This window comes from Nostoc sp. (assembly GCF_036917555.1).
In the GTDB taxonomy this organism is placed as follows: Bacteria; Cyanobacteriota; Cyanobacteriia; order Cyanobacteriales; family Nostocaceae; genus Nostoc.
Window position 1 is genome coordinate 1 of sequence record NZ_JBALDD010000071.1, and the last position, 10,231, is coordinate 10,231.

The following is a 10,231-nucleotide window of genomic DNA, read 5'->3' on the forward strand; positions in this document are numbered from 1 at the left end:
TGCTTAATCTCAAATATTTTCATCATTTGAAGTTTGTCTTTTCTAAACTCAGCACTGCTGAGCCATTTCTTGCTGCTTAGTCTAAACTCCAGTGAGATCGGGTAGTGGCGTAACAACAAAAGGAGTTGGACAGGTTCTCCGTACCTCCGTTAACATTGAATAGTCTGAGCTAGCAAGGAGAAAAAGGTAGATAACTACTTAGTGATATGACATTTCACTTGTGCTTGGATTACTTTTAAACCCATTTTGGTTTTCAGATAGGCTCTCAGTACATTTATTAGCAAATAATATGAAGAGTATGCAAAGATTTCTATTTAAATATAGACATCTAAGTAAATACTTGGTATACATTTATTATGATTTTATACTAAATATTTCCCATTTTCAAGCTAAACATCCACGAGCAATAACCCAGAAGAGGATATAAAGATTCTCTATGCTCTGCTCTGTCAAGTGTTCGCTATTTTTCAAGCTATTTAAGACTTACGCATTGACAAACCAACTAAATTATGATCTGTGGTTTTCAGGCATTCAATCTTGATTTTTATACTAATTTTCAGAGGTACTTACGGTTTTTACCGACCTACACTACTGATAGAAGATCATTGAAATACTCCTGAAACTAGTTTTATTCTGAATCCACACGCTCATGAATTTGTACAATGCCTAAGACTGAGATAGTCCGAGATGGTTAGATAAGCGCTACGTAAAAGCCACTTAAAAGAGAATCCTCGGAGAAAAATTCGTAATCCTCAAGGGTGACATGAAAGAATGTCGAAACGTCAACATTTGGCGGATTATTGTGCGCTCACACAGCACTAACTACAACTTGAGAACTTAATATTACTCAAAAAATCAATTCAGGTAGGAAAAAGTTATGGCAAATATCATTGGAACCAACGGGAATGATACCCTACTAGGGACTAACAGCGACGATACAATTAACGGTAATGGTAGCGATACTACTACCTCAAGTGATCAGGACAACGATATTTTGACTGGTGGCGGTGGCAAGGATAAATTTGTCTACAACTTAAACTATTATTCCTCTAGTCCCAACACCGATACTATTACTGATTTCGGTGGGGTAGGTAAGAGTGGAACTCCCTCAGCAGCAGTCATTGCCGAAGTAGATACCATCCAATTCCAAGGCTATAATCTTACTGCCCAAAATCTGCTGCTTACTCAGAACGGCAGCAATCTGGAAATCACCTTTGAAGAGGTGGCTGATGCAAAAGTCATCCTTCAAAACTTCAAATTAGAAAACCTGAATAATCTGCCAGCAACTTCTTCACGACCTGCCATTGGCAATATCCTGTTTGATGGACAAACCAGCATTACCGACAGTTTTGATGTGTTTAATGCCAACTCCACTAAAACTAACCTGTTCAGCAAAAACACAGTGACATTCCTCAATGACCTATCCAACAACATTACAGGTTTAGACAACTCAAATGATGTGGTAAATGGTCAGGGGGGTAATGACAAAATTGACGGCTTGAGTGGTAACGACCTGCTACGCGGTAGTACAGGCAATGATACTCTCATTGGTGGTAAAGGCAATGATACTCTCAACGGTGGTGAAGGGGATGACTTACTTCAGGGTGGTGAAGGGGATGACTCACTTCAGGGTGGTGAAGGGGATGACCTGTTGTGGGGTGATGCAGGCAATGATAACCTCTTTGGTGGTACGGACAATGACACCCTTCTTGGTGGCACTGGTGACGATCGCTTGATTACTGGTTCTTCAAATCTTGATTTTTTAGGAGGCAATCACCTACTCTCTGGGGATAATGGCAACGATACTCTTTCTGCCTCAGGCTATCAAAATCGCGGCGACGGGAACGACTATTACTCCTCTGGTAACAATACCCTCAACGGTGGCGCTGGTGACGATTATTTGATTGTTAACTTTTCAAAAGGCAATAACCTGCTGAATGGTGGTGACGGCAACGATACGTTCTCCAAGAACTACAGTGGCAATGATACGATAGATGGAGGTAAAGGTGACGATTTGTTGTCCTATGACACTAGGGACGGTTCCTATAATGTTACCCAGGGAATCACTTCGACTTTTAATCCTACTACTAACATTGGCTCAATTAAGCTAGGCACGAACCGGGTTAGCTACAAAAATATCGAACGATTAGAGATCACAGGTACATCCTACAATGACTTGATTGTAGGGAGCAACGGCAATGATACGCTTGATGCAGGTAGAAATGGCAATGATACTGTAAATGGGGGAATAGGTGACGATTTGTTGCTCGTCACTTACCGCGATGATACCGGGGGAATTATTTCGACAGATGGGGGAATAGGTGACGATGTATTGAACGTCGATGACACAAATGCTACCGAGGGAATTACTTCGACTTTCAATCCTACTACTAACATTGGCTCAATTACGGCAAGTACGAGACTGGTTAACTACAAGAATATCGAGCGATTAGATATCTCAGGTACATTCTATGATGACTTGATTGTGGGGAACAATGGCAACGATACGCTCGATCCGGGCAGGAGTGGCAATGATACTGTAGATGGGGGCATAGGTGACGATTTGCTGAGATTTTCTACCAATGCTGACCAGGGAATCACTTCTACTTTCGATACTACTACTAACACTGGAACAATTACGGCAGGCACGAATCGGGTTAGCTACAAGAATATTGAACGATTAAATATCTCAGGTACAGCCTACGATGACAATATTGTGGGCAGCAATGGTAATGATACACTCTCTACGTCCGGTAATGGCAATGATACGATAGATGGGGGCAAAGGTGATGATTTGTTGATCGTCAATGCTGGCGGGGGGATCACTTCAACTTTCAATGCTATCAACAATACTGGCTCAATTACGGTGGGCGCGAGTCAGCTTAGCTACAAGAATATTGAACGATTAAATATTTCAGGTACAGAGTACGATGACAATATTGTGGGGAGTAATGGCAATGATACGATAACAGGAAACTATAGTTTCATTGTCGGGAACCGTGAAGCTTATACGATTGAGGTTATTAGTGGCAATGACACAATAGATGGAGGCAAAGGTAACGATTTGTTGATCGTCCATGACGGCGGTGGTAGCGAGGGAATCACTTCGACTTTCAATGCCACCACTAACACTGGCTCAATTACGGCGGGGACAAATGGGGTTATCTACAAGAATATCGAACGATTAGATATCATAGGTACAAACTACGATGATTTGATTGTCGGGGGCAATGGGGATGATACTCTCAACGGTGATGATGGGAATGATATCCTCATCGGTGGCAAGGGTAATGATAGCCTCTATGGAGGATCGGGTACTGATACCTTTGCTTTCAATAGTTTCAATGAAGGCATTGATAGACTTGATGATTTCAACACTACTAATGAACTGATTCGGGTATCGGTTGCTGGTTTTGGTAGCGGATTATCAGCAGGTTCACTTCAGAAAAATCAGTTTACGATCGGATCATCTGCAACCACTAGCACTCAGCGATTTATTTACAACGATGTTACAGGTGCATTGTTCTTTGATCGAGATGGCAGTGCGAGTGCCTTTACTCAGGTGCAATTTGGACAACTTTCGAGTGGGTTGTCACTAACTAAAAACAATTTTGTGGTTGTTTAATTGTGATGAATGCTTTATCACTCTAAGTAGATAAAATCGAAAATAGTCGGATTGCGAGGTGTCTGAGATAGTAACTCGCATTCGATTCATCAATGCAATTATAGTGAGCGATCTGTCACTAATATCAAAGATAAAGCTGTGGCTCGATCCCTTAGAGTCTGCTTGGATACAACTATCAATCACTGTCGAAAATGCTGGAAATAAGGACTAGGTGGTCTTAGCCTTTAGTATGGGCGATCGCCTAAACTAAAAGTAAGCATCTTTTACGCACATAACCCCTATGGTTCAGTCTTTTAATCAACGCCTAACCCTAGAAGAATTTCTCGCACTTCCCGAAGGAGACATTACATACGAGTTTGTTAACGGTGAAGCTGTACCCAAATACAAAGATAATGAAATATCACCAAAATTTTTTCATAGCTCGACTACTGGTGCTTTATTTATATTATTGTCTGCATGGGCACAAGCAAAGGGTCGGGTTGTGATTGAATGGGCAATTAAACTAACACGAAATCAACAATATTGGATGCCTGTGGCCGATCTGACCTATATTTCTCATAAGCGTCTTCCTGCTGATTGGCTATTAGATGAAGCTTGTCCTGTCGCACCTGAATTAGTCATCGAAATCATTTCACCTGGTCAAACTTATGGTGAAATTGCCGAAAAAGCGACTGATTATCTGAAAGCTGGTGTTTATCGGGTTTGGGTAGTTGATACAAAAGCGAGAACTGTAACTGTATTTGCGCCATCTTCCTTGCCGATTACTTATCGATCTCATCAAGTAATTAGTGATGATTTGCTACCAGAATTGGAGATTACCCCTCACGCAATCTTTCAACAAGCTGGATTAAATACCTAAAATTTTATTAGTAATCATAATCAGCTAAAGTCTTGCCAATGAAAAGGCAATTTATAATCTGAATCGAATAGCACTAAAAAAGCATAAACTCTTAATTTCCAAGAAACAACCTAAATTTAGAGAGGCTTTTAACCCTGCTCCAGGCAGTGGATTTATTGAAAATTTGTCAATACCATCATACAGTAACAGGTCGCGCGTTGGCGGCTGTTTGAGTGATGGTAATGCGACAAAGTTACCTGGTGTGATAGACAGTCTATTGGATTGTTCAGCTTCACAGAGTATCCAATCGCTCTAGAGAAGAGTCATGAGGCACTAACAGAGTGAGAATTCCACCAACTAGTAATGTTGCTGCCATTACAAGCAACCCTCCAGTAAAACTATTAGTGGCATCCTTAACTAAGCCGATAACATAGGGAGCAACAAATCCTCCCAAATTGCCCACAGAGTTAATCAAAGCTAAGGAGCCAGCAGCAGCAGTACCGCTTAAAAAGGCGGTGGGTAAAGCCCAAAATGGCCCTAAAGCTCCCCAAATTCCTAATGCTGCCAACGAAAGGGATGCTAGAGCAGTCACAGGCTGATGAAAGTAAGCACTAAGAACTAATCCAAATGCCCCAATGAAAGCACAGATAGCAACATGAGCGCGGCGTTCTCTAGTTTGGTCTGAGTGGCTACTAATAAAGACCATTCCTAGCGCACCTACTAAATAGGGAATAGCTGAGGTAAATCCTACCCACAGGTCGCTTAATCCAGAAAAACTTTTAATAATTTGTGGTAGCCAGAAACTAATACCATAAAGACCAATTACTAGAGTGAAATAAATTATACTTAGTAGCCAAACTTTAGGATTGACAAGAGCTTGGAGTAAAGTGTAATTGTTGTGGCTAGTTTTGCGCTCGTATTCTAAGCGCAATCTCTCTTGAAGCCAGAAACGCTCCTCTGGTTCCAACCATTGAGCTTGCTCTGGACGTTCGCATAGATAACTCAGCACTACAAAACCCATAACGATGGCGGGTAAACCCTCTACTAGAAATAACCACTGCCAACCTGTTAATCCTGCAATTCCATGTAGAGTCAGTAGCAGACCAGAAAGGGGCGCTCCTACAACCCCAGCTATAGCAGTTGCTGCCATAAATGAAGCTATGGTTTTAGCGCGTTGAATTGTGGGAAACCAATATGTGAGGTAAAGAATAATCCCAGGAAAAAAACCAGCTTCTGCAATTCCCAAGAAAAAACGCAACAAGTAAAAGCTCAAAAGGCTTTTGACAAACATCATCCCGACGGCAATTACTCCCCAAGTGATGACAATCCGGGCAATCCAAACCCTAGCACCAATTCTTTCTAAGATTAGGTTACTAGGAATTTCAAACAAAAAGTAGCCCAGAAAAAAGATCCCTGATCCTAAACCGTAAACTGTGGAACTAAAGCCCAAATCCTGATTCATTTGCAAGGCTGCAAACCCGACATTAACCCGATCTAAATAAGCAATGACATAAAGCACAAACAATAAGGGAATCAGCCGCCGACTTACCTTATTTAATACCTTTTGTTGGAACGTTTTATCTGAGGTCATCTTAGTTGTCCGATATTATCCCTTGTGGTTGCTGTTGTTCAAATTTAAGTAATCGCCTTTGAGCAAGATAGGGTTATTGTCTACATTGATTGCTTTGCTTCTAAATACAGATTACAGCATCAGATGAAGCTCACTTGCATTTATATTTTGGGTAAACCCAAAGACTGTTGGTCATTTTCACGCTAGGGCGCAACGAAGAATGTCGGGACATTTTATTATGAGGATAAACCTTAGTAAAGACCAAGTACCAAAGATTAGCCCTAGTAAGTTGACACTGCCAGGTCAGCAAATGCAACGGAATGAAGAATTTGATTTTTGCCTTGCGGTACTAAGACGTTCTCTAACTCCTCAAGGCTTAATCATACCTGTAGTACCTCACTATCAAACAGTTCCTTGGATAGCTATGGCAGGTAGACAGATTTTTACAGAATTAGAAACAGTTTTTAGCGATCACTACTTTATGGCATCCAGTGAATTGAATCTTCTTAATACAATCTTGCTTGAAGATGAAGCAGAGAACAAATAGTTAATATACGCTGTTAACTTGCTAGCACCATACAATGTCGGTATTCTTTAGGCCAGCAGCAAATACTGTTAAATACTAAGTCTGCTATAAGAGATAGGATCTATGTACAAAAGTAGAATTTTAGGAGTAAACCTCTGTCTTTACAAGCTATCACCGTTCCCACAGCAACTTCTCAACCCCCAGCAGGCTTAATTGTCACTTTGCATGGTTGGGGTGCTAATGCTGAGGATGTAGCATCTTTGTTACCTTTGCTCAACTTACCAGATTACCAGTTTGTATTACCCAACGCACCTTATCCTTATCCCTATTCCCCTATAGGGAGGGCATGGTATGACCTGCGGGTAGAAAATATGTATCAAGGTTTGGCAGAAAGTCGGCAACTGCTAACAGATTTCTTGGAATCTTTAGAAAGTACCACGGGCATACCTTTGTCACGCACCATTTTAAGTGGATTTTCTCAAGGCGGAGCAATGACTTTAGATGTCGGCTCAAAATTGCCCTTAGCAGGTTTAGTTGTCATGAGCGGGTATTTACATCCTGACGCACTAACGGCAGTTAAAAGTGGGATTGGGCCGACTTTAATCACTCACGGTAGATATGATGAAGTTGTGCCCCTGCAAGCTGCTTTGAAGGCACGAGAAACTCTAAAGTCTCTAGGAGTGGCAGTAGAATATCACGAATTTGATATGGGGCATGAAATAGATCCAAAAACGTTAGAGGTGCTACGAAATTTCGTTGTAAATACAATTGCTTAGTCAGGATTACGAATTTTTTATAAATTCTGGTACAAATTCTGACAATTTTCACGAACTTAATGACTTCTAATGAGTAATATATATTGGGTGGCTGCGTTTGGCGCAACTTAACCCATGCTGAAGGCGAGTGCTGGATAAGGGAGGGGCAAGTATTATGACAACTCTAAGCATTTCCCAAAAAGAAATTGCTGCCATGAGTGCAGTAGAAGTAGAAGAACTAGCTACACGTCTGGAACTGGATAATTATAGTAATGCTTTTGAGGGTTTAAATGATTGGCATCTATTGCGAGCGATCGCATTTCAGCGTCCAGAGTTAGTTGAACCCTATATCTACCTTTTAGACTTGGAACCCTACGATGAAGCTTAGTTGAGAGTTAGGAGTTGGGAGTTAAGAATTAGGATTTATAACTATTTAGTACTAATTTTGTAACGACTCACTCCTAACTTTTTACCATGACTAATCCAAAATTGAACAGGGTTCTCATTGGTGTAGGTGGCGGTATCGCCGCCTACAAAATCTGTGAACTGGTTTCGACGCTGTTTAAAACCGGGGTAGAAATCCGAGTCATCCTCACTCGTTCGGCGCAAAAATTTATCACGCCTCTGACAATAGCCACTCTATCTCGTCATCCCGCCTACACAGATGATGATTTTTGGCAACCAACTCACTCTCGTCCGTTGCATATTCAGTTGGGTGAATGGGCAGATGTGATGGTAATTGCCCCTTTGACAGCTAATACATTAGCAAAGTTAGCCTACGGAATGGCGGATAATTTACTCACAAATACCGTGCTGGCTTCTACTTGTCCCGTCCTGTTAGCACCGGCAATGAATACTGATATGTGGGAACAGCGATCGGTGCAACGGAATTGGCAACAGTTATTGACAGATAGCCGATATCATGGAATGAGTACAGCATCAGGGTTATTAGCGTGCGATCGCATCGGTGCTGGTAGATTAGCAGAACCTCCAGAAATTTTGGCTCACATCCAATCGTTGTTACACACTCAAGGCAAACGAGATTTAGCAGGTAAACGAGTGTTAATTAGCGCTGGGGGAACGCGAGAGTTTCTTGACCCAGTGAGGTTTATTGGTAATCCTTCCACAGGTAAAATGGGATTGGCGCTATCTCAAGCAGCACTTCACCGAGGGGCAAACGTTACTCTGGTACATGCCCCAGCTAATTGGGATGTACCATTGGGAGTGCAAGCGATTCCCGTTGTTAGTGCAGACGAAATGCAGCACGTCATGGTGGAATGTTTACCCAACGCTGATCTAATTGTGATGTCAGCAGCCGTGGCCGATGTGAAGCCACGAGATTATAGTACAGAGAAATTGCCCAAGCGATCGCTCCCCCAAGCTTTACCCTTGGAACCCGTACCGGATATAGTCGCCCAATTAGCAGAACTCAAACAGTCACATCAAATATTAATTGGTTTCGCTGCACACACTGGAGATATTGTCAATCCCGCATTAGAAAAATTACAGAAGAAAAAATTAGATGCGATCGTTGCCAATCCTATCGATCAACCTGATAGTGGTTTTGGGAGTGATAATAATCAAGCCATATTTTTAGATAGTCAAGGAAATCAGGTAGAAATTGCACCTTGTTCTAAATTAGAAATGGCACATCAATTATTTGATTTTGTGATCACGGAATTTTAGATTTTCAATTTTGCGGCAAGTAGGGATAATTGATGAATTGCCCTTACGTGAAAATCATTCTTTTCGGCTATTATTTGCATAAAATTCAACAACATACGTCCTGTAAAGCACTGTCTCATCCAAGAGATGAAAATCTGCGTCGATTGCGTCAAGTTGATCGCAAGCAATGGAAACAAGAGAGCGGCTATCATCGACGTTCTTTGTCTGAAACTGCCATGTTTCGGCTCAAGGTAATTTTTAGAGGTCAGTTACGACGCTTTTTTGAAAATCTTGCCGCCCTTGTTATTTCTTCAATGTGCTGCCCTCATAAATGCATCCGCTCGCAAACAAGATAGTTTTTACCGTCCTGTTTCACCTATCTGATCTGCATCGTCTGCTACTCCATTGCGAAAGCGCACTTCTAAGCCGTGTTCTGGCTCCCAGTCACACTCAGCTATCAACTCAAAGGTAGCAATATGCAGGTCATACTCAACGTGGGGCGGCACATAGATATATGAGAAAGTGACCTCATCCCAGACCTGAATGGGATTAGCCAGCGGCGGCATTGACTCATCTCCAATCATGTCACGATATACATCATAATTTTGCAGCACCAGAGGAGCAGTGATGCGTAACACATCTGGTGGTAAGGCTAGAGCTTGCCGAATAGCTTCACGCTGGAGCGATGAAAGTTCCCCAATCTGCCCCTGTTCAAAATCCACGAAAATCGGTACACAGCGATCGCCCAAAACAGCACATTCTGCTAAAGTCCAGTGGTTATCTTCGATTCTTATCTGTCCAAACTCAGCATCGTAGTAACTCCTTGGGGATTTCATCATTTTCAGGTACTACCTTTATTCATCAAAATTATGAAAAAATATGTTTATCTTTGTTCTTAGTTACATATTCTTGCTCAGGTCCTTACCAGTAATATCCCTCTTCTGTCACTCTCGGAAAACTTTTGCCATTTCTGAATTTTAGAGCTTTTGTATACGAAGCGATGGCTTTGCCCGCACTTCGACAAAGCTACTTCGGCTGCGCTCAGTACAAGTCAGTGACCACCGCAGGCATCGCAAGATTTTTCCTAATAACAAATACAATATAGCGGTTCCCATTCAGATGCGGTACAACATTATATCGCGGGGTGTAGGGGCACAGCAGTGCCCATTGGTGTCAACTTAAGAAGGTAAAGCCCAAATTTGTTGAGTGTAAGCGTCAATCTCTCGATAGCGCTTACGCCTGGCTTTGATTA

9 protein-coding genes are annotated in these 10,231 nt (G+C 41.8%); 7 read left to right on the forward strand and 2 right to left on the reverse strand.

What is annotated here, in order from left to right:
• Positions 1–877 precede the first annotated feature (877 nt).
• Entirely contained in the window at positions 878–3,625 is a 2,748-nt protein-coding gene (locus tag V7K60_RS27870; protein ID WP_334930380.1) for a beta strand repeat-containing protein, read from the forward strand.
• Positions 3,626–3,905: 280 nt separating this feature from the next.
• Entirely contained in the window at positions 3,906–4,484 is a 579-nt protein-coding gene (locus tag V7K60_RS27875) for a Uma2 family endonuclease (protein ID WP_334930382.1), read from the forward strand.
• A 271-nt stretch (positions 4,485–4,755) separates the two neighbouring features.
• On the opposite strand, the gene V7K60_RS27880 is transcribed toward V7K60_RS27875, so the two are convergent.
• Complete coding sequence (locus tag V7K60_RS27880; protein WP_334930384.1) at positions 4,756–6,054, reverse strand: MFS transporter; 1,299 nt, start codon at positions 6,052–6,054, stop codon at positions 4,756–4,758.
• Positions 6,055–6,271: 217 nt separating this feature from the next.
• On the opposite strand from V7K60_RS27880, the gene V7K60_RS27885 reads away from it, so the two are divergent.
• The 5 genes from V7K60_RS27885 to V7K60_RS27905 all read left to right on the forward strand — a co-directional run bounded on the left by V7K60_RS27885 (position 6,272) and on the right by V7K60_RS27905 (position 9,335).
• Positions 6,272–6,580 carry a hypothetical protein gene (locus tag V7K60_RS27885; protein WP_334930386.1) on the forward strand — a complete coding sequence of 103 codons (309 nt, stop codon included), beginning with the start codon at positions 6,272–6,274 and terminating at the stop codon, positions 6,578–6,580.
• Between the two features lie 149 nt (positions 6,581–6,729).
• Positions 6,730–7,335, forward strand: coding sequence for an alpha/beta hydrolase (locus V7K60_RS27890; protein WP_442944478.1), 606 nt, complete (start codon positions 6,730–6,732; stop codon positions 7,333–7,335).
• Between the two features lie 154 nt (positions 7,336–7,489).
• The gene (gene isiD, locus V7K60_RS27895) at positions 7,490–7,702 is read left to right on the forward strand and encodes a protein IsiD (protein WP_094351471.1); all 213 of its coding nucleotides are present in this window, start codon (positions 7,490–7,492) and stop codon (positions 7,700–7,702) included.
• An 86-nt stretch (positions 7,703–7,788) separates the two neighbouring features.
• Complete coding sequence (gene coaBC / locus V7K60_RS27900; protein ID WP_334930388.1) at positions 7,789–9,000, forward strand: bifunctional phosphopantothenoylcysteine decarboxylase/phosphopantothenate--cysteine ligase CoaBC; 1,212 nt, start codon at positions 7,789–7,791, stop codon at positions 8,998–9,000.
• Between the two features lie 32 nt (positions 9,001–9,032).
• The gene (locus V7K60_RS27905) at positions 9,033–9,335 is read left to right on the forward strand and encodes a hypothetical protein (RefSeq protein WP_442944477.1); all 303 of its coding nucleotides are present in this window, start codon (positions 9,033–9,035) and stop codon (positions 9,333–9,335) included.
• Between the two features lie 3 nt (positions 9,336–9,338).
• Here V7K60_RS27905 and V7K60_RS27910 read toward each other — a convergent pair whose 3' ends face one another.
• Positions 9,339–9,818, reverse strand: coding sequence for a DUF6985 domain-containing protein (locus V7K60_RS27910; RefSeq protein ID WP_334930390.1), 480 nt, complete (start codon positions 9,816–9,818; stop codon positions 9,339–9,341).
• Positions 9,819–10,231 lie beyond the last annotated feature (413 nt).

Excerpts from the sequence above, each read along its gene's own strand:
- V7K60_RS27870 (WP_334930380.1), top strand. The coding sequence starts at position 878 with ATGGCAAATATCATTGGAACCAACGGGAATGATACCCTACTAGGGACT.
- V7K60_RS27875 (WP_334930382.1), top strand. The coding sequence starts at position 3,906 with ATGGTTCAGTCTTTTAATCAACGCCTAACCCTAGAAGAATTTCTCGCA.
- V7K60_RS27880 (WP_334930384.1), bottom strand. The coding sequence starts at position 6,054 with ATGACCTCAGATAAAACGTTCCAACAAAAGGTATTAAATAAGGTAAGT.
- V7K60_RS27885 (WP_334930386.1), top strand. The coding sequence starts at position 6,272 with ATGAGGATAAACCTTAGTAAAGACCAAGTACCAAAGATTAGCCCTAGT.
- isiD (WP_094351471.1), top strand. The coding sequence starts at position 7,490 with ATGACAACTCTAAGCATTTCCCAAAAAGAAATTGCTGCCATGAGTGCA.
- coaBC (WP_334930388.1), top strand. The coding sequence starts at position 7,789 with ATGACTAATCCAAAATTGAACAGGGTTCTCATTGGTGTAGGTGGCGGT.
- V7K60_RS27905 (WP_442944477.1), top strand. The coding sequence starts at position 9,033 with ATGAATTGCCCTTACGTGAAAATCATTCTTTTCGGCTATTATTTGCAT.
- V7K60_RS27910 (WP_334930390.1), bottom strand. The coding sequence starts at position 9,818 with ATGATGAAATCCCCAAGGAGTTACTACGATGCTGAGTTTGGACAGATA.